The following is a 24,241-nucleotide window of genomic DNA, read 5'->3' on the forward strand; positions in this document are numbered from 1 at the left end:
GCCCCCGGTCTACACCGCCCCCCACGGTGGGGGTGGGGGGCCCCCCCCCCCCCCCACCGCCACATTGGGTGCGTTGGACGCAACCAACGCCACATTGGGGCGTTTGGGTCAGGACCAGACCGCGGTGGCCAGCAGCAGGCCGAGCGCGCCGGAAGCCAGCCCCGCGACCACGGTGACGAGAACGTTGAGCACCGCGTACAGCCGGGTCTTCTCCAGGAACAGCCGCACCGTCTCGTAGCCGAACGTCGAGAACGTCGTGAGCCCGCCGCAGAAGCCGATCGCCACCAGGGAACGGACCGACGACGGCTCCGCGCCGTGCAGGAGCCAGCCACTCAGGAAGCCCAGGACGAACGAGCCCATCACGTTCACCGTCAGCGTGCCCCATGGGAACGGCGAGTCCCGCCACCGCTGCACCCGGCGGTCGGTCAGGTAGCGCAGCACCGAGCCCGCCGCGCCGCCGAGGGCGACGAGGACCACCGTCACTCCGTCCGCCCCCCGTAGCGGATGACTTCGACCTGGTCCAGCGTCACCAGGCCCTCGCCGATCAGCTCGTCCAGCCGCGGCAGGAACGCCCGCAGCTTCTCCTCCGCGTCGATGATCACGACCACCACCGGCAGGTCCTCCGACAGCGACAGGATCCGCGTGGTGTGGATCAGCGAAGACGCGCCGTAGCCCTCCACACCGCGAAGCACCGAAGCGCCGGCCAGCCCGGCGTCCCGCGCCCGGCGGACGATCTCGTGGTAGAGCGGCTTGTGGTGCCAGTGGTCGTCTTCGCCGAGGTAGATCGTCAGCCGCGTCGCGAGGCCTTCCATCAGCGTTCCCTTCGCACAGCGCGCGTGGCCGTCAGGCCGGCGGCGACCGCGGCCAGGCACAACACCACCGACGCCACCAGGTACAGCAGCGAACCCAGTATCCGCCCGGTCGTCGCCGCGTCGAGGGTGTCGGCCACGAACGTGGAGAACGTCGTGAAGCCGCCGAGGACGCCGACGCCGAGGAACGGCCGGAGCAGGGGGTGCGGGCGCGCCGTGGTCGTCAGCACCGCCATCAGGACGCCGATGAGGAGGCAGCCGAGGGCGTTGGTGAGCAGCGTCGCGACGGCGAACTCGCCGCGCGGGTGCGGGATCGCGACCGACAGGCCGTACCGGGCGAGGCTGCCCAGCGCGCCACCGGCGCCGATCGCGAGCAGCACGTCCCACCGGGTCGCCGGGCTCGCGGGCACGCTGATCACCTCCGCCTTCTCGATGGCCGAACCTACTCCCGATGGCCGACGCGTTCCCCCCACCCGGTCGAGCATGCTGGACGGGGCCGGATGACAGACAGCCGTCGGTCGCCGTACTGTAGCCGAGCGTAGGCAAGGCAACCCTAAGGAAGGCGGGGGTTCATGCGGGGAGACGGGCTGGCCGGGGGCGAGGGCGGCGCGGACCGGCTCGCCGAGCTGATCCCGGTGGCACTGCGCGGAATGGCGGCGGGCGTCGCCGAACGCGGCGGCCCCGTGCCGGCCGGCGGGCCGGCGGCGGTGGCCGCGGCCCTGGTCGCGGAGGGTGGCGAGCTGGGCTCGGCGGCCGGGCACCGCGGCTTCGACCCCGCCCCGGCGGCGAGCGGCGCGCTGCCTCGCCACGGTGTCGGCGCCGAAGCCGCCTTGGAAGAGCTGAGCCGGCTCCTCGCCGCGGGCTCGGCCGACCCCGCCGACCCGGCGTGCGCCGCCCATCTGCACTGCCCGCCGCTCGCGGTTTCCGTGGCCGCCGACGTCGTCGCGAGCGCGCTCAACCCCTCCATGGACTCCTGGGACCAAGCCCCGGTCGCCAGTGAGCTGGAGCGCGAGTTCACCGCCGGAATCGCCCGGTTGTGCTACCCCCAGGCCGACGCCCCGGACGCCGTCGTGACCACCGGCGGCACCGAGTCCAACCTGCTCGGCCTGCTCCTGGCCCGCGAAACCGGCATCGTCCAGGCGGTCTGCGGGGCCAACGCCCACCACAGCGTCGCGCGCGCGGCCTGGCTGCTCGGCCTCCCCGCGCCGATCGTCGTGCCGTGTGAAGGCGACCGCCTGCTCCCCGGCGCCCTCGCCGAAGTCGTCACCCCGCACACCGTCGTCGTCGCGACCGCCGGCACCACCAACACCGGCACCCTCGACCCGCTGCCGGAGATCGCCGCGCTCTGCCGCCGCGCGGGGGCCCGGCTGCACGTCGACGCCGCCTACGGCGGGATGGCGCTGTGCAGCGACGCGCTGCGGCCGAAGCTGGCCGGGCTCGACCTGGCCGACTCCGTCGCGCTCGACCTGCACAAGTTCGGCTGGCAGCCGGTCGCGGCCGGGCTCTTCGCCGCCCGCGAAGCCGCCGATCTGGGCGCGCTGACCGTCCGCGCCGAGTATCTCAACGCCGACGACGACACCGAAGCCGGCCTGCCGGACCTGCTCGGCCGCTCGGTCCGGACGTCCCGGCGGCCGGACGCGTTCCGGATGGCCGTCACCGTGCGCGCGCTGGGCACCGACGGCCTCGGCGCGCTCGTCGAACGCTGCTGCGCCACCGCGGCGGAGGTCGCGACGCGCGTCGAAGAACACCCGGGGCTCCGGCTCTGGGGCCCGCCGGAACTGTCCACTGTGGTGCTGCGGCCGGTGGTCGCCGACGAGACCGGCGACGACGAGCTGGTCGCCCGCGTGCGCCGGGCGCTGCTGGAAGCCGGCACCGCGGTGATCGGCCGCGCCGCCCTCCCGACCGGGCCCGGCGGCGCGCCGCAGCTGTGGCTCAAGCTGACGCTGCTGCACCCGGGCACGACCGGCGACGACTACCGCCCGCTGCTCGACCGGATCGCCGCCACGGCGGGCGCCGAACTCGTGGCCGGCCGGGAAAGCCCGGTCGCTTCGTGAACCGCCACCACCTGGCGGGCATCGGGATCGGGCCGTTCAACCTCTCGCTCGCGGCGCTCGCCGCTCCGGTCGAGGGCCTGGACGCGGTGTTCTTCGACGCCCGCCCGGAGTTCCGCTGGCACCCCGGCCTGCTGGTCGACGGCGCGACGCTGCAGGTGCCGTTCCTGGCCGACCTGGTGACGCTGGTCGACCCGACCAGCCCGTTCTCGTTCCTCAACTACCTGCGCGACCGCGGCCGGCTGCTGCCGTTCTACTTCGCCGAGCGGTTCCACCTGCCGCGCGTCGAGTACGACGACTACGGCCGGTGGGCCGCGGCCCGGCTCCCGTCGTGCCGGTTCGGGCACGAGGTCACCGGGGTGCGCTGGAACGCGGCCGAGTCGGCGTTCGAGCTGACCGTAGCCGGCACCGCCGGCACCGCAGGCACCGAGCCGGTGCTCGCGGACGCCGTCGTGCTCGGCGTGGGATCGGTGCCGTCGGTGCCGGAGCCGCTGCGCGAGCTGGCGGCCGACCCGGCCGTCCCGGTGCTGCACTCGGCCGACTACCTGACGCACCGGGAAACGCTGCTGGCCGCCGAAAGCGTCACCGTGATCGGGTCCGGGCAGTCGGGGGCCGAGGTGGTCCTCGACCTGCTGCGGTCGCGATCCACTGTGGACGGAGTGCGCTGGTTCGCGCGGACGCCGGCGTTCGCGCCGATGGAGTACTCGAAGCTCGGGCTGGAGCAGTTCACGCCGGACTACACGGCGTACTTCCACGCCCTGCCGGAAGCCGTCCGCGACCGGCTCCTGCCCGCGCAGTGGCAGCTGTACAAGGGGATCGACACCGAGACGATCGGCGCGATCCACGACGAGCTCTACCGCCGCAGCATCACCGGCGGCCGGCCGGGCGCCGTGCTGACCCCCGGCGTCGAGGTCGTTTCGGCGTCCACTGTGGACGGGGAAGTCGAGCTGGGCGTCCGGCACGCGCAGCAGGGGCGCAGCGGCACCCTGCGCACCGCAGCCGTCGTCGCGGCCACCGGCTACGCGGAGACGCCGACCGGGTCGCTGCTGGCCGGGCTCGGCGACGCCGTCCACCGCGACCAGCGAGGCCGGCTGGTCGTCGGCCCCGGCTACCGCGTCGCCCTCGACCTGCCGGGGCCGCTGTTCGTGCAGAACGCGGAACGGCACACCCACGGGCCCGGCGCCCCCGACCTCGGCCTCGGCGCCTGGCGGGCGGCCGTGATCCTCAACGCGGTGTGCGGCAAGACCGTCCACGAGCTGCCCGACCGCACCGCCTTCACCACGTTCGGCCTGGAGGAGAAGTGAGCGTCGACGAGGCGGCCGCCTGGCGCGCGGCCGGTGCCCTGATCGTGCACAAGATGCTCGGGGAGCTGTCCTACGAGCACATGCTGGAGCCGGTCGCCGACGGCGACGGCTACCGGCTGGAGCTGCCGGACGGCGTGGTCTACACGTTCCGCGCCCGGCGCGGCGCCTTCGAAGCGTGGACGGTCGAGCCCGGCAGCGCGCACCGGTCCGGCGAGCCGGTCACCGACCCGCGCACGCTCGTCGTCGACGCGCGGGAAGTCCTGGGACTGAGCGGGCTGCGCCTGGCCGACGTCCTGGCCGAGCTGACCGCGACGGTCGCCAACGAGGCCGCCCGGCTGCGCCGCGCGCCGACCGCGGCGGAACTGTCCACTCTGGACTACAACGTGGCCGACGGGCACCTCACCGGGCACCCGCGCCTGGTGCTCAACAAGGGCCGGGTCGGGTTCTCGGCGAGCGACCGCGCCCGGTACGCGCCGGAGGCCGGGGCCGACGTCCGGCTGCGGTGGTTCGCCGTCCACCCGGGGCTGGCCGAGTTCCGCTGTGTCGACGAGCTGAGCCGCGACGCCCTCCTGGCCGCCGAACTCGGCGAGCTGCGGGCGGAGTTCGCCGCGCGGGCGCCCGAGGACTACGTCTGGGTGCCCGTGCACCCTTGGCAGGCCGACGAGATCCTCGGCACCCTCTACGCCGCCGAGCTCGCCACCGGCTCGGTGATCGACCTCGGCGAGAGCGCCGACGGCTACCGGCCGCACCAGACGGTCCGGACCCTGGCGAACGTGACCACGCCGGGCCGGCACGACGTCAAGACCGCCGTGTCGGTGCGCAACACCCTCGTCTACCGCGGGCTGAACTCCGCGGCCACGCTCGCCGGGCCGTCGGTGACGTCCTGGCTGCGCCGGGTCGGCGAGGGAGATCCGCTGCTGGCGGAGAAGTACCGGTTCGGGTTGCTCGGCGAGGTCGCGAGCGTGTCGGTCAAGCACCCGCTGTTCGGGCACCTGGCGGAACTGCCGTACCGGTTCCACGAGACCCTCGGTGCCTTGTGGCGGGAACCGCTCGTCGCGCGGCTGGCCGAGGGCGAGCGCGCGATCTCGTTCGCCGCCCTGCCCTACCGCGGGCCCGACGGCGTCTCCGTGCTCGCCCACCTGATCGGCGGCGGCGATCCGGAAGCGTGGCTGACGCGCCTGTTCGACCTGGTCCTGACGCCGCTGCTGCAGTGGCTGCTGCGCCACGGCGTCGGGTTCTGCCCGCACGGCCAGAACCTGGTCCTGGTGACCGACGCCGCCGGGTTCCCGCAGCGGGTGCTGATCAAGGACTTCGCCCAGGGCGTCGACCTGCTCGACGAACAGCTCGAAAGCTACGAGAGCCTCCCGCCCGAGGCGGCGGCGGACATGCTGCGCTGGCCCGCGCACCTGCTCGCGCAGTCGCTGTTCAGCTCGGTGTTCTCCGGCCAGTTCCGGTTCTGGGCCGAGGTCCTGCTCGACGAGCTGGGCCTGCCGCGGGCGGCGTTCTGGGCGCCGGTCCGGGAGATCGTCGGCCGCTACCGCGACGAGAACCCGGACGTCGCCGCGCGCTTCGACGCGTGCCGCCTGTTCGCCCCGGACGTCGAACGCGTGACGCTCAACCGGGAGCACTTCGCCGGCCAGGGCTTCGACAAGGTCGAGCGCGACGACGAGTTCGACGTCCGCTGGGGCCGGGTGCCGAACCCGTTGCACGCCCCGGATCCCGGCGGCGCGTGGTGACGGCGTTCACGCGGCCGGCCGGCCCGCGATCCCTGGCCACCCGGCGCGCGGCGGCCGGGCCGGCCGAGGCGGTGCTGCGCGGCGTGCTCGCCGAGGACGGCGCCCGGCTGCTCCTGCTCGTGCCCGACCCGCACGCCCGGTTCGCCGCGGTCGAGCTCGCCGGGTCGTTCGCCACCGACGTCCTCTCCGACGGCTACGGCGTCTGCGGCTACGTCTTCGCGTGGACGCCTTCGCGCGAAGCACTCCCGGCGTCCGGGGTGCTCGGCGGCTACCTCGAAGGCTTCGGCGACCTGCGGATGCGGCCGGACGCGGCGAGCGCGATCCCCCTGGGCGAGCGGACGTGGGCCGTGGTGTGCGACGCCGAATGGCCGTCCGGCGCGGCCGCGGAGCTGGCCCCGCGCGAGGTGCTGCGCGGGCAGCTCGCCGCGCTGGAAGGCCTGGGGCTGGTGCCGTCGGTCGGCATCGAGCACGAAGTCGTCTTCCACGACGCCCGGGGTGAGCCGCTCACCCCCCATGGCGTCGACTACGCGGTCGGCGGCACCGAACGCCTGGCGCCGCTGCTGGGCGAGCTGCGTGCCACGCTCGACGACGCCGGGCTGGGCGTCGAGTCGGCGCGCGCCGAGTGCCACCCGGGGCAGTACGAAATCGTGCTGCGCCACCGCGACGCACTGGCGGCGTGCGACGACGTCCTGCTGCAGCAGCTGATCGTGCGCCGGGTCGCCGCGCGCCACGACGTCACCGCCTCGTATCTGGCCGCGCCTTCGCCGGGGCAGGGCAATTCCGGGCACGTGCACCTCTCGCTGTCCACAGTGGACGGATCGGCGCCGGACCTGCTGGGCGGCTTCCTCGCGGGCGTCCTGCGCGACGCGCGGGCGCTGACGGCGGTGTGGGCGCCGACGTGGAACAGCTACGTCCGGCTGCGGACCGCGCCGTTCTCGCCGCGCGAGGTGCGGTGGGGGCACGACGACCGGACGGCGTCGGTGCGGGTGGCCGGGACCGGGGAGAACCAACGGCTGGAGTTCCGTTTCGCCGGCGCCGACGCCCAGCCCCACCTGGTCGTCGCGGCCCTGCTGGCGGCCGGGCGGTTCGGCCTGGAGGAGGGGCTCACGCCGCCGGACGCGGGAGTCACGGTGGGTTCGCTGGCGACGTCGCCGTGGGAGGCGCTGTCGCTGCTGGACCGCGTGGGCGGGCTGCTGGGCGAGGACGTCGCGGCGCAGCTGACGGCGCTGCTGACCGAAGAGATCGAGTCCGGCCTCGACACGGTCACCGACTGGCAGCGCCGCCGCGGCACCCTCCGCTCCTGACCCCGGCGAAAGCCGTGAATGTCGCATTGAGGGACATAGACCTGGATCCACCGGTTGATTGTGGTGTTGTTGGCCGCGTCCAGACGGGCAGGTGCCCTCGCGCAATCGGCAGCCGATACCAGGATCCGACGCGCAAAGATCTAGCGTGGTAGTACGAGGCGCTAAAGCCTGGCCAATTGACCCTAGCCCGAGCAACAGTGAGACGGTCGGGCGTAACGATGCGCCGGCCAAACCGTTCGGTTGCTACGCTGCAAACAAACGAGCCCATGGCGCCGGTAGCGGCGGTGACCGCGTAAAAGACCGAGACGTATCATACCACCTTGGTTTATAAAAAGTTGAAGCTACTGGAGTCCTTGCGGACGTCGGTGGCCTGATATGCCCACTTACCTGGTATGTGATGGTGGCCGCGAGCGGTTGCTCTATTGTTCTGGTGCTTCTGTCCTAGCCGCCCTGCACACCGGGCCAGTAGGCCTTGATGCAGTCGGCCGGTTTCCCGGAGTTGTACCCCGTCATGAAGGCGGCGCCGCGTTCGGCCGATGAGCCGTGCGGATCGCTGCCTCCGCGGCTGCTGTCGCCGATGGCTTCCAGTGCGGCAACCGCTTCTTCGACGTCGGTGCCCTCCAGGTAGCCCTGGTAGTAGGCGGTGTTGCTCCAGACGCCGGCGCCGCAGTCCGCGATCAGCTCGTTGCGCTTGTCGCGCGGCCGGCCGGGCTGGTTGATCAATGGCAGCTTGTACTGGGCGGAGAGGTCCCACCAGTTGCTGTGAGCGACCTCGTGGGCCACGATGGCCGCAGCGCCGAAGTCGCCACTGCGCTTGGACTGTCGCTTGAAGACGTCGCCGTTCCACATCTTCTTGAAGGTGTCGAGCGGCAGAACGACGGACCCGTAGTAGGTGATGCCGTCGATCGTCGACGAGTCCTTGTCGCAGAAGAAGGCGTTGTTGTAGGTCGAGGTGACCGGACCGTTGACGCAGTTGCTGCTGATGGGCTTTTCGGCGGTGACGATCTCGTAGTAGAAGTCGGGCGTGTAGCCGTTCGGGAGGTTCGCCGCGTAGGCCGACCACATCTTGTCTGCGCTCGTGACCACGTCGACAAGGTAGGTGTAGACCTGATCCGACGTCAGCTGCTGAGTGACATTGCTCTGGAAAGCGCTGTCACCTCCGGCCTGGTTGACCTCGGCGTCGCGCAGCTCGCTCGGAAGCGGCTGCTCGCTGGCTGGGGTGGTGCCGGGGCTGGACGTGGTGCTGGTCGACGGGGTCGTGGTCGTGGGGCCGGGCCCACAGGCCGTGAGCGCGCCGACGGCCAAAACGACCGCGGGGATCGTCAGCCAACGGAGTTTGCGCGGATTGCGCATGCGTAGCTCCTTCAGGATGGGAACGAACCAAACGGGGTGCTGCGCGACGCGCGGGCGCTGACGGCGATCTGGGCGCCGACGTGGAACTCCTACGTCCGGCGGCGGACCGCGCCGTTCTCGCCCCGCGAAGCCCGCTCCGGCCTCGACACGGTCACCGACTGGCCCCGCCGCCGCGGCACCCTCCGCTCCTGACCCGGCGAAAGCCGTGAATGTCGCATTGAGGGACTTAGAGTCCCTCAATGCGACATTCACGGCCCTGGCGCCAACGCTAGGCCGGGCGGATGTTCTGGTTGACGTGGAAGGTGTTCTCCGGGTCGTACCGGCGTTTGACGGTCGCCAGGCGGTCGTAGTTGCCCTGATACGACGCCCGGACGCGGTCCTGGCCCTCCTCCATCATGAAGTTGACGTACGCCCCGCCCGCCGAGGTCGGGTGCAGTTCCTCCCAGTAGTCCCGCGTCCACTGCGAGATCGCTTCCGCCTTCTCCGGCGAAGGATCGACGCCGACGATCACGCCCGACCAGCCGCCCGAGCGGTGCGGGAACGCCGTCGCGTCCGGGGCGACCCGGCTCACCGCGCCGTCGATCGGGTACAGGTGCATCGACGAATGCATCGTCGGCAACGCCTCGCCGTACCTGAGGTGGATGTCGATCGCCGCGTCGGAGATCTCGTGGAACACGTCCGCGCGCCAATACCACTGCAGCCCGGCGGGGTACAGCGCGTCGAACGCGCCCTGCAGCGCCGTGTACGGCATCTGCTGCAGCCCGACCAGCAGCGGCGAGCCGAAGCCGCGCACCGGCGCCATGACCTCGTCCGCCTTGGCGTGCGCGCCGGTGTAGCACCAGACGATGCCGCACGCCTTGCGGCCCCACAGCTCTTCCGGGAACGGCGGCGCGGGCGGCACGGTCAGCAGGCCGAACCAGCCGCTCAGCTCCTCCGGCAGCGACGGCAGCAGGTCCCGGTACCAGCGCAGCACGTCCGGCGTGTCGGCCAGGTCGTAGAGCACCGGCCCGGCGATCACCGAGCCGCCCTCGCCGACGTCGTGGCAGCGGAACGTGAACGACGTGACGACGCCGAAGTTGCCGCCCCCGCCGCGCAGCGCCCAGAACAGGTCGGCGTGCGAAGACTCCGAAGCTTGCACGAAAGAGCCGTCCGCGAGCACGACGTCCGCGCCGAGCAGGTTGTCGACGGTGAGGCCGAAGCGCCGGGCCAGGTAGCCGATGCCACCGCCGAGGGTCAGGCCCGCGACGCCGGTCGACCCGACGATGCCCGACGGCGTCGCCATGCCGAACGCGACGGTCGCGTGGTCGACGTCGCCCCAGGTGCACCCGGCGTCGGCGCGGACGGTGTGGTGCACCGGGTCGACCGTGGTGCTGCGCAGCCCGGACAGGTCGATGACCAGCGCGCCGTCGGCGACGCCGAGGCCGCCCGCGTTGTGGCCGCCGCCGCGCACGGCGAGGTCAAGGCCCTGTTCACGGCCATAGCGGACGCAGGCGACGACGTCGGCGGCGTCGCGGCAGTAGGCGATCGCCGCCGGCCGCTTGTCGATCATGGCGTTGTAGACGGCGCGGGCTTCGTGGTAGCGCGGGTCGGCCGGCGTGACGAGGGTGCCGCGCAGACTGGCGGCCAAGGGTTCGTGCGGCAACGCGGTGGTGGTCATGGGTTGAAACCCCTCTCCGATTTTCCGGTTCGAGGTGAACGTAGGCACCGGGCGTTCGCGCAGCGTTCGGCCCGTTCAGGAGGGTGCGGAGACGGCCAGAGCCGCCTCGCACCTCCGCAGCAGGGTGACGCTCCCCTGGGCGCGGGCGAGCTCCGCGGCGGCCCGCAGGCGGGGGCCCGGATCGGCGTCGTGCGCGGCCCGCAGCCGCAGCACCTCCGGCAGCCACCAGCGGTCGTCGCGGGCCTGTCCGGCGGCGAGCGCCGCGTCCAGTGTCGCGCGGGCCGCCTCGGGCGCCGACAGCTCGGCCACCAGCGTCAGCCAGTACGGCATCCGGGCGAACGCCCCCTCCGCCTTGAGGTGCGCGACGCCCTCCTGCGCGGCGGCCAGCCCGGCCGCGCCACCGCGCGTCCAGCCGCCCAGCACCAGCGCCCACTCCCGGTAGTAGGCGAACCCGTACCGGTCACACAGGCCGCGCAGCTCCGCCACGGCCGCCGACAGCGCCGGCCGGTCGTGGCGCAGCTGGTGGGTGATCCCGGCGTAGGCCAGCGCGATGGTCACGCTGTACGGGTGCCCGGCCGCGCGGGCCCGCTCGACGGCTTCGGCGCAGCTCGCCACGGCCGCGTCCTCGTGGCCGAGCAGCCACTGGGCGTGGGCCGCCCAGGCCGGCCCGTGGATGTCCGGCCGGGTGCCGATCGGCCAGGTCGACGCGCCCCGCGTGTGCTCGGCCCCCAGCGCGAAGTGCCGCAGCCCCTCGGCCGGGCGGCCGAGGCTCACCGACGAGCCCGCGACGATGAAGTGCGCCGAGCCGATCAGCGCCGGGCTCATCCCCGGGGTGAGCAGCGAGAGCGCGCGTTCGGCCGACTCGTGCGCCTGCGCGGTCCGGCCCCGGACGAACTGGGACGACCACAGCTCCAGCAGCGCGGTCAGCGCCGAATCCTGGCTGTCCAGCGATTCCGCGAGCGCGAGCGACCGCTCCAGGGTGCGTTGCAGCTCAGGAGAGGAGTAGCCCTGGTGGGCGTTGAGCGGCCCGGCGAGCGCTTCGAGGACGGCGAGTTCGGCGCGGTCGCGGTTGCCGCTCGGCGGGCGCGCGCGGACGAGCGCGAGCGCTTCCTTCAGCAACCGGATCGCGTCGGCGTGGGCGAACGTCCGCGCGGCGACGGTCGCGGCCCGCCGGTAGTGCTCGACGGCGCGGTCCGGGCGGCCGCCGCGGGCGTACTGCTCGGCCAGCTGCGCGGCCACGGCGTCGGGATCGCCGGCGTGCAGCAGCTCCATGCCCTGGGCCAGCCGCCGGTGCAGCAGCCACCGGCGCGGCGGGCTGACCTGCTGGTAGGCGGCATCGCGCAGCAGGTCGTGGGTGAAGTCGTAGCCGCCGCCGACCTCGCGCAGGATGCGGCGCCGCCACAGCTCGTCGACCGCGTCCACGACGGTGTCCGCGTCGAGGTCGCTGGCCTCGGTGAGCAGCTCCAGGGTGAAGTCCCGGCCGGCCGCGGCGGCGAGCCCGGCGACCTCGCGGGCCGCCGGGCCAGGCTGTTCGAGCCGGGCCCGCAGCACCTCGGTCAGGCGGCCGGAAGGCGGGGAAGCGCCGGTGCGCAAGGCTTCCACGACGTACAGCGGGAACCCGCCGGTGGCCGCGTGCAACAGGGTCCGGTCCGATTCGGACAGCGGGCGCCCGGCGACCGCTTCGCCGAGGCGAGCCGTGCCCTCGGCGTCGAAGGGACGCAGCGGAAGCGCGGTCAGCTTGCCCTCGTCGCGCAGCTGGGTGATCCAGGCCCCGGCCCCGGCCTCGCCTTCGCGCAGGGTCCCGGCGACCAGCAGGGGCGCGTCCGGGACGAGACCGAGGCAGAAGGTGATGAACGCGCTCGTCTGTTCGTCACACCACTGCGCGTTGTCGAGGACGAGCAGGGTCGGGCGTTCGCCGGCGGTGAGCGCGCGGGCCAGCCCCTCGAAGAACCGCAGGCGCTGCCACGCGTCGACCGTCGGGTGCCCGCCCGCGACCGGCCGCGCCGCCGGCAGCAGCCGGTCGACTTCGGCGCGCCACACCGGGTCCAGGGCGGCCGCCGCCCGCTGCACCGCGGGTGTGCGCAGCCACTCGGCCACCGGAGCCAGCGGGAGCCGCCCGGCCGCGCCGAAGCAGCGGCCGGTGGCCACCACGGCCCCTTCCGCGCGAGCCAGCCCGGCGAACTCGGTGACCAGCCGCGTCTTGCCGACCCCGGCGTCCCCGCGGACGAGGACGACACCCGCCCGGCCCGCCGCGGCCGCGCGCCACGTTTCGCCGAGCCGGGCCAGTTCGGCGGACCGGCCGACGAGCCCGGGCGCCGCCGCGCCCGCTACCCGCCCGACCTCGGGGCCGGGCTGGGCGAGCAACCGGCGCAGCGCCGCGCGCGTCGGCTCGGCGGGCACGACGCCGAGCTCGCGCTCGAGGACCGACGCGCACCGGTGGTAGGTGCTCACCGCGCCCGCCCGGTCGCCGGCGTCGGCCTGCAGCTCCATCAGCGTCCGGTAGCCGGTCTCCTCCAGCGGGCGCAGCCGGATCCGGCGGCGCGCGGCGGCGAGCGCGGCGGCCGGGTCGCCCGACGGTGTCCGGCAGACCAGGTCGCAGAGTTCGACGCACTGGCGGTCGAGCTCGGCGCGGGCCGTCAGGACCCAGTCGTCGGCCAGGCTCGGCAGCAGCTCGCCACGGTAGGCGGCGAGCGCGGCGTTGGCGTGGGTGACCACGCCCCTCGCGTCCGCGGCGGCCAGCGCGGCCCGGCGGGCGACGTCGAACTCCCGGACGTCCACCCGGCTCGTCGGCGTGTCGAGCCAGCACAGGTCGCGCCCGGTGACGGCCAGCGATGGCTGCTCGCCCAGCACGTGGCGCAGCTGGTGCAGCTCGCGGCGCAGGTTGGTCAGCGCTTGCGCGTCGGTGGAGTCGGGCCAGAACAGCCCGGCGATGAGGCGCCGGGGCTGTGCCAGGCCGGCGTGCACGACGAGGTAGGCCACGAGCGCGACCGACCGCGGCGACCGCGTCAGCACGGCGCCGGTCTCCTCGTCGGCGATCACCTGCTCGCCCAGCAGCGAAACCCGCAGCACCAGGTCACGCTAGCTCCGAGACGGTCTCGCGCGGGGATCTTCACCCACGAGGGGTTGCGCCGGGACCGCCGGGTGCGCAGGCTCGACGTCGTGAGCGAGCACGAGTACGACCTCATCGTCATCGGTTCGGGCCCCGGCGGTCAGAAGGCCGCCATCGCCGCGGCGAAGCTCGGCAAACGGGTGGCCGTCGTGGACCGGCACGACATGGTCGGCGGGGTGTGCGTCAACACCGGCACCATCCCGTCCAAGACGCTGCGCGAAGCGGTGCTCTACCTGACCGGCATGAACCAGCGCGAGCTGTACGGCGCCAGCTACCGGGTCAAGCAGGACATCACCATCGCCGACCTGCTGGCGCGCACCCAGCACGTCGTCGGGCGCGAGGTCCAGGTCGTGCGCTCGCAGCTGATGCGCAACCACGTCGACCTCATCGCCGGCACCGGCTCGTTCGCGGACCCGCACACCGTCCTCGTCGACGGCCGCCACCGGGGCGACCGCCGGACGCTGAGCGCGGCCCACGTCGTGATCGCCACCGGGACCCGGCCCGCGCGGCCGGCGCACGTCGACTTCGACGCCGCCCGCGTGCTCGACTCCGACGAGATCCTGCGGCTCGAGCAGATCCCGTCGTCGCTGGTCGTGGTCGGCGCCGGGGTGATCGGGATCGAGTACGCGTCGATGTTCGCCGCGCTCGGCTCGCGGGTCACCGTGGTCGAACAGCGTGACCAGATGCTCGGCTTCTGCGACCCCGAGATCGTGGAGTCGCTCAAGTTCCAGCTGCGCGATCTCGGCGTCACGTTCCGCTTCGGCGAGAAGGTCGCGGACGTCGCGGTGTCCGACGACGCGACCATCACCACCCTGGCCAGCGGCAAGCGCATCCCGGCCGACGGCGTCATGTACTCCGCCGGCCGCCAGGGCATGACCGGCGAGCTGGCGCTGGAGGCGGCCGGCCTGAAGGCGGACGAACGCGGCCGGCTCGTCGTCGACGAGTACTACCGCACGGAGGTGCCGCACATCTACGCGGTCGGCGACGTGATCGGCTTCCCGGCGCTGGCGGCGACGTCGATGGACCAGGGCAGGCTGGCGGCGTACCACGCGTTCGGCGAGCCGGCGAACGGGCTGGGCGCGCTGCAGCCGATCGGCATCTACACGATCCCGGAGATTTCGTACGTCGGCGCGACCGAGGCCCAGCTGACGTCGTCGTCGGTGCCGTACGAGGTCGGCATCGCGCGCTACCGCGAGCTGGCGCGCGGCCAGATCACCGGCGACAGCTACGGGATGCTCAAGCTGCTGGTGTCCACCGCGGACCGGAAACTGCTGGGCGTGCACGTGTTCGGCACGGGCGCGACGGACCTGGTCCACATCGGACAGGCGGTGATGGGCTGCGGCGGCACGGTCGACTACCTCGTCGACGCGGTGTTCAACTACCCGACGCTCTCGGAGGCGTACAAGGTGGCGGCGCTGGACGCGACCAACAAGATCCGGGCCTTGGAGCGCTTCTCATCCTGAACCGCTGAACCGCTGAACCGCTGACCAGCCTCAGGAGTCACAGCAGCACCGCCCGAACCTCTTGCGGCGAACCCGTTTGACACTCGAATAGAACGTGTGTTCGACTGACGCCGTGCGATGGGATCGGCAGCGAGCAGGGGAGGGTGAGCCGGCGCTGCCCGGGCTGGAGGGCCTGGCGCGGTCGGTGCGGTCACCGGAATTCGACGGCGCGCGTCCGGTGCCGGACAAGGTGCCCGCGGGCTCCGGCGTGCCGTTCGGCCGGCCCGTCGACCCGTACCGCGGCTGCTCCCACGCCCGCACGTACTGCCTCGAGGGCGGCACCCGGATCCTGACGGCGGACGGCCGGACCGCGGCGCTGTCCGAGCTGAAGGCCGGCGACGGCATCTACGGCACCCGCGGCCACGGCGCGACCCGGCGGCTGGTGCCGACCAAGGTGCTCGCGCACTGGACGACCCTGCGCGCCGCCTACCGGGTGAGCCTGGACGACGGCACCCGGCTGGTCGCCGGCGGTGACCACCGGTTCCTCACCGCCAAGGGCTGGAAGCACGTCACCGGCAGCAGGTTCGGCTCGGCGCAGCGGCCGCACCTGACGCCGGGGACCGAGCTGATCGGCGTCGGCCGGTTCGAACCGACGCCGGACGAGACGCTCGGGTACCGCGCCGGCTACCTGTGCGGGATGCTGCGCTCCGGCGGGTTCGCCGCGGAGCCGGACGCCGCCGCCCGCGCGCTGCGCTACCTCCCGGACTTCGGGGCGTCGGTCGGCTTCCTCAAGGTGCCGCCGGCCCCCGACGCGCACTGGCAGCGCGGGTTCCTCGCCGGCGTCTTCGACCTCGCGGGCGGGTTCGGCCGCGGTGTCCTCGCGGTGGCGCACGACGAACCCGAGATCGCCGACGCCTTCGCCGCGGCGCTCGCCCGGTTCGGGTTCGCCCACCAGGTCGACGAGGTGCCGAAGTTCCCGACCCGCCAGGAGGTCCGGCTGCTGGGCGGCACCGGCGAGGTGCTGCGGTTCCTGCACGTGAGCAACCCCGCGGTGGCCTGGAAGCGGTCGCTGGACGGCGCGGTGATCGGCGCGAGCCGGCGCCGGGTCGAGGCGATCGAGCCGCTGGGGCTGCAGCTGCCGCTGTTCGACATCACCACCGGCACCGGCGACTTCGTGGCCGACGGCATGGTGTCGCACAACTGTTCGCGTTGACCATCGTCCTCGATGGATTGTCCACCGTGGACTGTGACGGGGCGACGCCTCACGCCGGCATGTGCAGTTCCGCGGCCCGCGGATCGCCGAGCGTCTCGAAGATTCCGGCGGCGCTCTCCCGGAAGCCGCGGGCCGCTTCGGTGTCGCCGAGAGCGTCGTGGACGTCGGCCAGCCGCACGAGCGTGACCGCTTCGCTTTCGCGGTCACCGGATTCGCGGCCGAGCTCCAGTGCCCGCGTGAGATTGTCGAGCGCCTCGCTGTGCCGACCCAGTCCGGCACAGGCCGCGCCGAGATGGCTCAGCGTGAGACCCTCGCCGTGCCGATGGTCGATCTCTCGGCACAGGCTCAGCACGCGCAGGAAGTATGCCCTCGCCGTGTCGTAGTCGTGCAGCCCCAGATGGGCCTCACCAAGGTTGCCGAGCGCGACGCCCTCGATGTACGGGTTGCTGTGCTCACGGACGACGGCCAACGCCAGCGCCGAGTGGTCGGCCGACTCCGTGAACCGGCCCAGCCCAAGGTAGGTGTCGCCGAGATTCACCAGCGTGCTGCACTCGCCCCAGCGATCCCCCGCCGCCCGGAACAGTTCACCCGCCCGGTGGAAGTGACCGATCGCCTCGTCGAACCGTCGCTGGGCCGCGAATGCGACGGCCAGCCCGTTCAGCATCCGAGCTCGCGCGCCGTCCGACCGCGCCGCGTCGAGACCCACCTGATGTGCGGCGGCGCCATCGGCCCAGTGCTTACGCATGAAGTAGAAACTCCACAGGTTGTTGGGCAGCTGCCACGCGGCGTCGAGCCCGAGTTCCGCGGCAAGCTCGGCGATCGCGGTCAGGCACGGCCGCTCGGCTTCGCACCACGCCAGCGCGGCGTCGAAGCTGCCGAAGACGAGCGGATGCGCGGGTTCGGCCGCGCCGTCGACGAGGGCACGCCCACGGCCAGGGTGCAGGCGGCGATCGGCCGCGGCGGCCGTGTGCAGGTAGAACCCGACGAGCCGGCGCCGCGCCGCAGGTCCTTCGGGATCGGTGGCCACCTGCTCGCGCGCGTACGCCTTGAGGAGGTCGTGGGACGCGAAGCGATCGCGGCTGACGTGCTCGATCAGATGCGCGTCGACGAGACCGTCGAGCAGGCCGGCCGCCGCCGTGGGGCCGGTGCCGGCCAGAGCGGCCGCGGCGTGCGTGCCGACGTCCGGGCCGGGGTGCACGCCGAGCAGCCGGAACATCCTCGCCTGCGCGGCGGGTACGGCGTCACAGGACCAGGAAAACACGGTTCGAACATTCGTGCGGCGGTCCCCGTTCGAGCTGAGCGGCGTCAGTCGCGACGCCTGCCCGGCCAGTTCCGCCGCCACCTCGGCCAGCCGCAGCCGCGGCCGCGAGGCGGCCCGCTGACCGGCCAGCCGCAACGCCAGCGGCAGCCGCGCGCACAGCCTCGCTATTTCCACGACAGCCTCGGGCTCGGCGTCGGCCCGCTCGGCGCCGACGATCGCCCGCAGGAACGCCACGGCCTCGTCGAGGGGCAGCAGGTCCACGCTCACCTTCGCCGCGGCGAGCCCGGTCAACGCGGTCCGGCTGGTGACGATGACCGAGCAGGTCGGCGCGCCCGGCAACAGCGGCCGGACCTGCTCCGCGCTGGACGCGTTGTCCAGCAGCACCAGCATCCGCTTGCCGTCGGTGAGCGACCGGAACAGCGCGGCCCGGTCGTCGCGCTTCGGCGGGATCTTCGCCGCGGGCACGTCCAGCGCGCGCAGGAAGCCGTCCAGCACGTCGCTCGAGTCCGCGGGCTTGCCGGGATCGTAGCCACGCAAGTTGGCGTACAGCTGGCCATCCGGGAACCGCTCCCGCTGCTCGCGTGCCCAGACAAGCGCCAGCGTGGTCTTCCCGACGCCCGCCGTCCCGTCGATCGCGATGAGGTTCTGCGTCAGGTTCCGCAGCCGGACGAGGTCGCCCGTCCTGCCGGTGAAGTCGCCGGGCACCGCGGTCAGTTGGCGGGGCACCGGCAATCCCGGCACTTTCGGGGCGGCCGGCGCCTTCGCGGCCCGCCGCGGTACGAGCGTGCGCAACGCCTCTTGCTGCCCGGGATCCAGGCCCAGCGCCGCGGCGAGCGCGTTGACCGTGTGCGGGTACGGCCGCAGGCGCTCCCCGCGCTCCAGCGCGCTGATCGCGTTGGTGCTCAGGCCCGCCTTTTCCGCCAGTTGCTCCTGGGTCAGCCGCGCGGCCTCCCGCAGGCCGCGCAGCACGGAGCCGAACCGTTCCACCACAGAAGCCTCCCCCCGGTTGCCGGCCCACCCATTGCACCGCACACGGTCCGAAATGTGTAGGTGCCTGTGTGTGGTCTCATCCCAAAGAGCACCCGATGCTTTTGGTGATACATCCACCATCGAAGGGGAGCGATATATATGGGCAGCATCGTCAAGGGAGCGATCGCCGTGGCGGCGGTGACCGCCGGATTGGCCGTCGGCATCCCCTCCACGGCGTCCGCGGCACAGGAATTCGTCACGCCGATGTACGGGATGAGCTGTTCGACCGGCGTCTCCGGCTCGCTGGGGGGTTACTGGGGCTCCGCGACCTGCACCACTCCGGCGATCGCCAAGTGGAAGGTCCGCGTGAGCTGTTCGTTCGGATTGACAACGGACAGCGTGTACATCATCACCGACTGGACCGACGGCGCGAAAACGCTCTACCCGCCGTCCAGTTGCTACTGGGGTGTGAACTGGGTCCAGGTCGTCGAAAGCGCGTAGCACGAAGCAGCCGCGTGGTCTTCAAATCCGCGGCCTCAACGGGAAATTCCCGCACCAGCGGGACCTGAATGGAGAGGAATCCGCATGACAAGAATTATGTTGCGGCCCGCACTCGCGGCCAGCGCGGTACTGCTCGGGCTGGCCGTCGCCGCGGCCCCGGCGTCGGCGAGCGAAGTCACCCCAGCGGCCGAAAAGGCGACCGTGAGCCAGCCGGCGACCGTCAACGCCGTCTGGCGAGCCGCCTACTGGAACTACTACGACTGTGACGTGGCCGGGTTCACCGGCGTCTACTACGGCTGGTGGCAGGGCTACTTCTGCAACTACCGGCCCGGCAGCTCACCCGCCATCTGGGATCTCTACGCGTAAGAGACTGCACCCCCGGCGCGGCAGAACCGCGCCGAAGTCCGTACGGGATGTGGACGAATGACCCGTCAGTCATCCCGTACGGACAGGGCGTTCGTGCCTGTGGGACACGAGTGACTGGTGGTGCGCCCGAGCCTGCCGCTCCGTCTCTTCGCGGAGCGCCGCCGCCGCGGCGGCCGGCCGGCTCCGCCTGCCGTGATCGTCCTTTGTAGATTCACCGGGTGACGCACTGCGCCGTTCGAGGTAATCCGGGCCCGGATCCGGCGTGGTGACGGCGGCTTGCGGGAGAATGTCCGATCGTGTCGTTGTAGTCCCGCGTCACCGGCGTAGTCCCGCGTCACCGGCGCCTGACGTCGAAGGGATCGATCTCGAGAGGAGCCGGACGTTGACGACCTCGCAGACCGACCGTGTCGCGGCCGCCCGGCTCGCCTGGGCCGCGCTGAAGCTGACGCGCGCCGGCCGTCACCCGGTGAGCGTCGACCGGCTGGCCGCGACGGTCGGCGTCAGCACGGCCGAGGCCCGGCGGCTCGTCGAGCTGATCGGGTTCACGCTGCACCGCGACCTGGTCTCGACCGGCCCCGCGCCCCGCGGCGCCCACCACCGCCTCGAACCGGCCGAGGGCACCCTCGGCGCCGGCCCCGACGGCTCGGTCGACATGTTCCTGCTGGCCCTCGCGACCGGCGAGCGCGTGCACGCGGCCGCCACCTGCCCGGTCACCGGCACCCGCATCCGCATCGACCTCACCGCGTACGCGATCCTGCAGGCCGACCCGCCGACGGCGGTGGTCGCCGCGATCGACCTCGGCTTCGGGCTCGAGCACGTCGAAGCGGTGGCGTGCGCGGGCCAGCCGTTCTTCGCGTCGGCGACGGCGGCGGCGAGCTGGCTGGTCGCCCACCCGGGCGGGCGCGTCTTCCCGGTCGCGGCGTACCTGGCGCAGGCCCACCGGCTGGTGGCGGCGCTGGAGGCCCGCCCCAAGTCCCCGCTCTGACCACCGCGCCGGGCGAGCCTGCCGACGTCGTAGGCTGGGTGGTTCGTTAGCCTTGGGGCGGCGAGAACCCGCCGTAGACGCCCATCTCGAAGGAGAGCAGTCGCAGTGCTCCGCACTCACCAAGCCGGCACCTTGCGTGCCGGACAGGCCGGACAGACCGTCACCCTCACCGGATGGGTGGCCCGGCGGCGCGATCACGGCGGCGTCATCTTCATCGACCTGCGCGACGCCAGCGGCGTCGCCCAGGTCGTCTTCCGCGAGGGCGAGATGGCCGAGCGCGCGCACGCGCTGCGGTCGGAGTTCTGTGTCAAGATCGTCGGCGAGGTCGCGAAGCGCCCCGAGGGCAACGCGAACGCCGAGATCCCCACCGGTGAGATCGAGGTCCTCGCGACCGAGCTCGACGTGCTGTCCGAGTCCGCGCCGTTGCCGTTCCCGATCGACGACCGCGTCGACGTCGGCGAAGAGATCCGCCTCAAGCACCGCTACCTCGACCTGCGCCGCAGCGGCCCGGCCGCGGCCATGCGGCTGCGCAGCGAGGTCAGCCGCGCCGCGCGCGAGGTGCTGCACGCGCAGGACTTCGTCGAGATCGAGACGCCGACGATGACGCGCTCCACCCCGGAGGGCGCCCGCGACTTCCTGGTCCCGGCCCGGCTCAAGCCCGGCTCCTGGTACGCCCTGCCGCAGTCGCCCCAGCTGTTCAAGCAGCTGCTCATGGTCGGCGGCATGGAGCGGTACTACCAGATCGCGCGCTGCTACCGGGACGAGGACTTCCGCGCCGACCGGCAGCCCGAGTTCACCCAGCTCGACATCGAGATGAGCTTCGTCGAGCAGGACGACGTCATCGCGCTCGGCGAGGACATCGTGTCCGCGCTGTGGAAGCTGATCGGGCACGAGATCCCGCGGCCCATCCCGCGCATCACCTACCACGAGGCGATGGCCAAGTACGGCTCGGACAAGCCGGACCTGCGCTTCGACCTCGAGATCACCGACATGACGGAGTTCTTCGCCGACACGCCGTTCCGCGTGTTCCAGGCCCCGTACGTCGGCGCGGTCGTCATGGCGGGCGGCGCGAGCCAGCCGCGCCGGCAGCTCGACGCGTGGCAGGAGTGGGCGAAGCAGCGCGGCGCGCGCGGCCTCGCGTACATCCTCGTCAACGAGGACGGCACGCTCGGCGGCCCGGTCGCCAAGAACCTGTCCGAGACCGAGCGCGAGAACGTCGCCGCCGCGGCGGGCGCCAAGGCCGGCGACTGCATCTTCTTCTCCGCCGGCAAGGCCGCTTCGACGCAGCCGCTGCTGGGCGCCGCGCGCGACGAGATCGGCAAGCGGCTCGGCCTGATCGACGAGGACGCCTGGTCGTTCGTGTGGGTCGTCGACGCGCCGCTGTTCGCGCCGGTCGAGGACATCGGCGACGACGTCGCCGTCGGCTCCGGCAAGTGGACCGCGGTGCACCACGCGTTCACCTCGCCCACCCCGGAGTGGATCGACAAGTTCGAGCAGGACCCGGGCAACGCGCTGGCCTACGCCTACGACATCGTCTGCAACGGCAACGAGATCGGCGGCGGCTCGATCCGTATCCACCGCGGCGACGTGCAGAAGCGCGTCTTCAGCCTGATGGGCCTCGGCGAGGAGGAGGCGCAGGAGAAGTTCGGCTTCCTGCTCGACGCCTTCGCCTTCGGCCCGCCGCCGCACGGCGGCATCGCGTTCGGCTGGGACCGCATCGTCATGCTGCTGGCGAAGGCCGACTCGCTGCGGGACGTGATCGCGTTCCCGAAGACCGGCGGCGGGTACGACCCGCTGACCGCGGCGCCCGCGCCGATCACCGCGCAGCAGCGCAAGGAGGCCGGCATCGACGCGAAACCGGCCGCCGCGCCGCAGAACTAGTGCTGCATCTCAGGGCCGTGTGCCCGCCGGAGAAGACCGCCGAGGCGCTCGAGATCCTGCGGGCCCACGCCGGGATCGCGCACCTGATCGTGCACCGCGGCGTCGCCGTCGAACCCGAAGGCGACCTGGTCGAGGCCGACATCGCGCGCGAGGCGGCGGACGAGATCGTGAACGCGCTGTGCGTGCTCGACCTCGATCACACCGGCGGGATCACGCTCGAAGCGCTCGACACCGCGTTGTCCGACGCCGCCGACAAGGCGGAGGAAGCCGCGCCGGGCGAGGGTGCCGACGCGGTCGTGTGGCAGGAGCTGCTGGGCCGTACGGGTGAGGAGTCGCGCCTCAACGTGACGTTCCTGGCGTTCCTCACGATCGCCTGCCTGCTCGCCGCGGTGGGGGTGCTCACCGACTCCGCGGTGACGATCGTCGGCGCGATGGTGGTCGGCCCGGAGTTCGGGCCACTGGCCGCGCTGGCGGTCGGCCTGGTGCTGCGGCACGGGCAGCTCGTCCGGCAGGCGGGGGTCGCGCTGGTCATCGGCTTCCCGCTGGCGATGGTCGTGACGCTGGGCGGCGCGCTGCTCGTGCGCTTGACCGACGTCTTCGGCGCGCAGGCGTTCGAACTGAAGCAGCACAGCGACGTCGACTTCGTGTTCTCGGTCGGCGTACCGTCGCTGGTTGTGGCGATGCTCGCCGGCGCCGCCGGGATGCTCGCCATGACGTCGGCGAAGTCGGCCGCGCTGGTGGGCGTGTTCATCTCGGTGACGACGGTGCCGGCCGCGGGGTACGCGGTCGTGGCGGCAGTGGCGGGGGAGTGGAGCAGATGTCTCCAGTCGGTCGGTCAGCTGCTCGTCAACCTGCTCGGAATCGTTGCAGCAGCGGCCATTGTGTTGATCGTGCGCCGGAATGGGCAACGTTCACCCGTGGGAATGCGTCCGCTTTCACGCGGGTGACCCGTGTCCGGGTGAGACGCACCTTGTTGTCCGAATGTCAGTAGTCATGGTTGCTCAGTCACGAGTAGGGTCGGTGACAATGACAGTCGACACCTCCTCCACCGGCGACGCTGGGGTCGGGGCAGGAGCCGAGCACCTCGCCGTCGCCGCGGCGGTCGCGGCGGGCGAGTCAGTTCTCTCGCGCCGGTTCGGCAGCCCGATCACGCTGGTCGCGCCCGAGGACCTCGCGGGAAGCGGGCCGGCGACGGTGGTCCGGGCGAGGGTGGTGTCGTCGTCGTTCGCGCTGCCGCGGACGCTGGTGATCAAGCACTACCCCGATCCGCCGGAGCCGGGCGCCGCCGACCCGTTCGCGCAGGAGGCGGTCAGCTACCAGCTGTTCACCGCGCTCGCGCCGGGCGAGCGGATGTGCCCGGAACTGCTCGCCCACGACGGCGGGCACCGCGTCCTCGTGTTGGAGGACCTCGGCCGCACGCCCACCCTGGAGGACAAGCTCTACGCCCGCGACTCCCGCGCGGCCGAGCGCGCCCTGCTGTCCTGGGCCCGGTCGCTGGGTCGGCTGCACGCGAGCACCGCCGGGCGGGAAGCCGACTTCAACGCGCTGCTGCGGCGGCTCGGCGGCCCCGCGAAGAGCAGCTCCGACGGCGTCGGCGAACTCTGCGCGCGGGTGCCGTCGCTGATCCAGGAGCGGCTGGGCATCCCGGTCCCGGAAGCGGTCCGCGAGCAGGTCGGCAACGCGCTGGAGCAGTCCCGCTCGGCGGGGTTCCGCGCGTTCAGCCCGGTCGAGCTGAGTCCCGACAACAACCTGGTCACCGGGGAGGGCGTCCGGTTCCTCGACTTCGAGTCCGGCTGCGTCCGTTCGGCCCTGGACGACGCCGCCCACCTGCGGCTGCCGTTCGCGAGCTGGCCGGACGCGCTGGCCCTGCCGGCCGGGATGAGCGAGGCGATGATCGCGGCGTGGCGCGCGGAGGTGGTGGGCGTCTGGCCGGCGTTCGCCGACGACGAAGTCCTCGCCCGCCACCTGACGTGCAGCGAACTGCTGCACGTCTGGCTGATCACGGGCGAGGAGCTGGCCGCACTGGACCTGTCCCGCCACGCGGCCCCGGTCAGCCGCGAAGCCGCGTTCGTGACGTGGTGGCGCGACCTGGCCAAGCACGCGGGCTACGTGCGGATGACGGTGGTCTCGGAGTTCGCGACCCGGGTGGCGGCGGCACTGGCGGCGCGCCTGGGCCCCCACACGGACCTGGCGTTCTACCCCGCCTTCCGCTGACCCCAAGCGCCCCAATGTGGCGTTGGGTGCGTCCAGTGCACCCAATGTGGCGTTGGGGAGAGCTTCGGCGCGAGCACCGGGGCGTT

20 protein-coding genes are annotated in these 24,241 nt (G+C 72.7%); 13 read left to right on the forward strand and 7 right to left on the reverse strand.

All coding sequences use genetic code 11. The features are described 5' to 3' along the window. Nucleotides 1-108 precede the first annotated feature (108 nt). Genes crcB through AB0M82_RS44350 form a run of 3 tightly spaced genes read right to left on the reverse strand, consistent with a single transcriptional unit; the run spans nt 109 to nt 1,228 of the window. Nucleotides 109-483 (reverse strand): fluoride efflux transporter CrcB, encoded by a 375-nt coding sequence (crcB, locus tag AB0M82_RS44340; RefSeq protein ID WP_364735577.1) that lies wholly within the window; start codon nt 481-483, stop codon nt 109-111. Then, nucleotides 480-812 (reverse strand): DUF190 domain-containing protein, encoded by a 333-nt coding sequence (locus AB0M82_RS44345; RefSeq protein WP_364735579.1) that lies wholly within the window; start codon nt 810-812, stop codon nt 480-482. Before AB0M82_RS44345 ends, crcB begins: the two co-directional genes overlap by 4 nt. After that, the gene (locus AB0M82_RS44350) at nt 812-1,228 is read right to left on the reverse strand and encodes a CrcB family protein (RefSeq protein WP_364735581.1); all 417 of its coding nucleotides are present in this window, start codon (nt 1,226-1,228) and stop codon (nt 812-814) included. The genes AB0M82_RS44345 and AB0M82_RS44350 overlap by 1 nt, the downstream gene beginning before the upstream one ends. A 153-nt stretch (nt 1,229-1,381) precedes the next feature. On the opposite strand from AB0M82_RS44350, the gene AB0M82_RS44355 reads away from it, so the two are divergent. The 4 genes from AB0M82_RS44355 to AB0M82_RS44370 are packed head-to-tail and all read left to right on the forward strand — an operon-like array spanning nt 1,382 to nt 7,204. After that, a complete protein-coding gene (locus AB0M82_RS44355) occupies nt 1,382-2,863 on the forward strand; it encodes an aminotransferase class V-fold PLP-dependent enzyme (protein ID WP_364735583.1) in 1,482 nt (493 codons plus the stop codon). Beyond that, nucleotides 2,860-4,164 (forward strand): SidA/IucD/PvdA family monooxygenase, encoded by a 1,305-nt coding sequence (locus AB0M82_RS44360; RefSeq protein ID WP_364735585.1) that lies wholly within the window; start codon nt 2,860-2,862, stop codon nt 4,162-4,164. Before AB0M82_RS44355 ends, AB0M82_RS44360 begins: the two co-directional genes overlap by 4 nt. Continuing rightward, on the forward strand, nt 4,161-5,900 hold the full coding sequence (locus AB0M82_RS44365; RefSeq protein ID WP_364735587.1) for an IucA/IucC family protein: 1,740 nt from the start codon (nt 4,161-4,163) through the stop codon (nt 5,898-5,900). The genes AB0M82_RS44360 and AB0M82_RS44365 overlap by 4 nt, the downstream gene beginning before the upstream one ends. Next, a complete protein-coding gene (locus tag AB0M82_RS44370; protein WP_364735589.1) occupies nt 5,897-7,204 on the forward strand; it encodes a glutamine synthetase in 1,308 nt (435 codons plus the stop codon). Before AB0M82_RS44365 ends, AB0M82_RS44370 begins: the two co-directional genes overlap by 4 nt. A gap of 441 nt (nt 7,205-7,645) precedes the next feature. Here the strand turns inward: AB0M82_RS44370 and AB0M82_RS44375 are convergent, their stop codons facing one another. Further along, entirely contained in the window at nt 7,646-8,557 is a 912-nt protein-coding gene (locus AB0M82_RS44375; RefSeq protein WP_364735591.1) for a neutral zinc metallopeptidase, read from the reverse strand. A gap of 36 nt (nt 8,558-8,593) precedes the next feature. Between AB0M82_RS44375 and AB0M82_RS44380 the strand changes: the two genes are divergently transcribed. Next, the gene (locus AB0M82_RS44380) at nt 8,594-8,749 is read left to right on the forward strand and encodes a hypothetical protein (protein ID WP_364735593.1); all 156 of its coding nucleotides are present in this window, start codon (nt 8,594-8,596) and stop codon (nt 8,747-8,749) included. A gap of 76 nt (nt 8,750-8,825) precedes the next feature. On the opposite strand, the gene AB0M82_RS44385 is transcribed toward AB0M82_RS44380, so the two are convergent. Then, nucleotides 8,826-10,214 carry an FAD-binding oxidoreductase gene (locus AB0M82_RS44385; protein WP_364735595.1) on the reverse strand — a complete coding sequence of 463 codons (1,389 nt, stop codon included), beginning with the start codon at nt 10,212-10,214 and terminating at the stop codon, nt 8,826-8,828. Nucleotides 10,215-10,289: 75 nt separating this feature from the next. Beyond that, complete coding sequence (locus AB0M82_RS44390) at nt 10,290-13,283, reverse strand: AAA family ATPase (RefSeq protein WP_364735596.1); 2,994 nt, start codon at nt 13,281-13,283, stop codon at nt 10,290-10,292. A 90-nt stretch (nt 13,284-13,373) separates the two neighbouring features. Between AB0M82_RS44390 and sthA the strand changes: the two genes are divergently transcribed. Together sthA and AB0M82_RS44400 are read left to right on the forward strand one after the other, a co-directional pair. After that, the gene (gene sthA / locus AB0M82_RS44395) at nt 13,374-14,786 is read left to right on the forward strand and encodes a Si-specific NAD(P)(+) transhydrogenase (RefSeq protein WP_364735598.1); all 1,413 of its coding nucleotides are present in this window, start codon (nt 13,374-13,376) and stop codon (nt 14,784-14,786) included. A gap of 112 nt (nt 14,787-14,898) precedes the next feature. Continuing rightward, complete coding sequence (locus AB0M82_RS44400; RefSeq protein ID WP_364735600.1) at nt 14,899-15,978, forward strand: hypothetical protein; 1,080 nt, start codon at nt 14,899-14,901, stop codon at nt 15,976-15,978. Between the two features lie 49 nt (nt 15,979-16,027). Here the strand turns inward: AB0M82_RS44400 and AB0M82_RS44405 are convergent, their stop codons facing one another. Continuing rightward, on the reverse strand, nt 16,028-18,229 hold the full coding sequence (locus AB0M82_RS44405) for a tetratricopeptide repeat protein (RefSeq protein WP_364735602.1): 2,202 nt from the start codon (nt 18,227-18,229) through the stop codon (nt 16,028-16,030). 138 nt (nt 18,230-18,367) lie between these two features. Between AB0M82_RS44405 and AB0M82_RS44410 the strand changes: the two genes are divergently transcribed. The 6 genes from AB0M82_RS44410 to AB0M82_RS44435 all read left to right on the forward strand — a co-directional run bounded on the left by AB0M82_RS44410 (nt 18,368) and on the right by AB0M82_RS44435 (nt 24,155). Then, the gene (locus AB0M82_RS44410) at nt 18,368-18,709 is read left to right on the forward strand and encodes a hypothetical protein (protein WP_364735604.1); all 342 of its coding nucleotides are present in this window, start codon (nt 18,368-18,370) and stop codon (nt 18,707-18,709) included. Nucleotides 18,710-18,793: 84 nt separating this feature from the next. Further along, entirely contained in the window at nt 18,794-19,075 is a 282-nt protein-coding gene (locus AB0M82_RS44415; protein WP_364735606.1) for a hypothetical protein, read from the forward strand. A gap of 382 nt (nt 19,076-19,457) precedes the next feature. Next, entirely contained in the window at nt 19,458-20,060 is a 603-nt protein-coding gene (merB, locus tag AB0M82_RS44420) for an organomercurial lyase (RefSeq protein WP_364735607.1), read from the forward strand. Between the two features lie 105 nt (nt 20,061-20,165). After that, nucleotides 20,166-21,941, forward strand: a complete 1,776-nt coding sequence (aspS, locus tag AB0M82_RS44425; protein WP_364735609.1) for an aspartate--tRNA ligase — start codon at nt 20,166-20,168, stop codon at nt 21,939-21,941. Further along, nucleotides 21,941-22,888 (forward strand): DUF389 domain-containing protein, encoded by a 948-nt coding sequence (locus tag AB0M82_RS44430; RefSeq protein ID WP_364735611.1) that lies wholly within the window; start codon nt 21,941-21,943, stop codon nt 22,886-22,888. The genes aspS and AB0M82_RS44430 overlap by 1 nt, the downstream gene beginning before the upstream one ends. Nucleotides 22,889-22,967: 79 nt before the next feature. Further along, nucleotides 22,968-24,155 (forward strand): phosphotransferase, encoded by a 1,188-nt coding sequence (locus AB0M82_RS44435; RefSeq protein ID WP_364735613.1) that lies wholly within the window; start codon nt 22,968-22,970, stop codon nt 24,153-24,155. Nucleotides 24,156-24,241 lie beyond the last annotated feature (86 nt).

Origin of the sequence: Amycolatopsis sp. NPDC051128, from assembly GCF_040682715.1 — a bacterium.
In the GTDB taxonomy this organism is placed as follows: Bacteria; Actinomycetota; Actinomycetes; order Mycobacteriales; family Pseudonocardiaceae; genus Amycolatopsis.

Excerpts from the sequence above, each read along its gene's own strand:
- AB0M82_RS44435 (WP_364735613.1), top strand. The coding sequence starts at position 22,968 with ATGACAGTCGACACCTCCTCCACCGGCGACGCTGGGGTCGGGGCAGGA.
- AB0M82_RS44375 (WP_364735591.1), bottom strand. The coding sequence starts at position 8,557 with ATGCGCAATCCGCGCAAACTCCGTTGGCTGACGATCCCCGCGGTCGTT.
- AB0M82_RS44355 (WP_364735583.1), top strand. The coding sequence starts at position 1,382 with ATGCGGGGAGACGGGCTGGCCGGGGGCGAGGGCGGCGCGGACCGGCTC.
- AB0M82_RS44415 (WP_364735606.1), top strand. The coding sequence starts at position 18,794 with ATGACAAGAATTATGTTGCGGCCCGCACTCGCGGCCAGCGCGGTACTG.
- AB0M82_RS44345 (WP_364735579.1), bottom strand. The coding sequence starts at position 812 with ATGGAAGGCCTCGCGACGCGGCTGACGATCTACCTCGGCGAAGACGAC.
- AB0M82_RS44410 (WP_364735604.1), top strand. The coding sequence starts at position 18,368 with ATGGGCAGCATCGTCAAGGGAGCGATCGCCGTGGCGGCGGTGACCGCC.
- AB0M82_RS44385 (WP_364735595.1), bottom strand. The coding sequence starts at position 10,214 with ATGACCACCACCGCGTTGCCGCACGAACCCTTGGCCGCCAGTCTGCGC.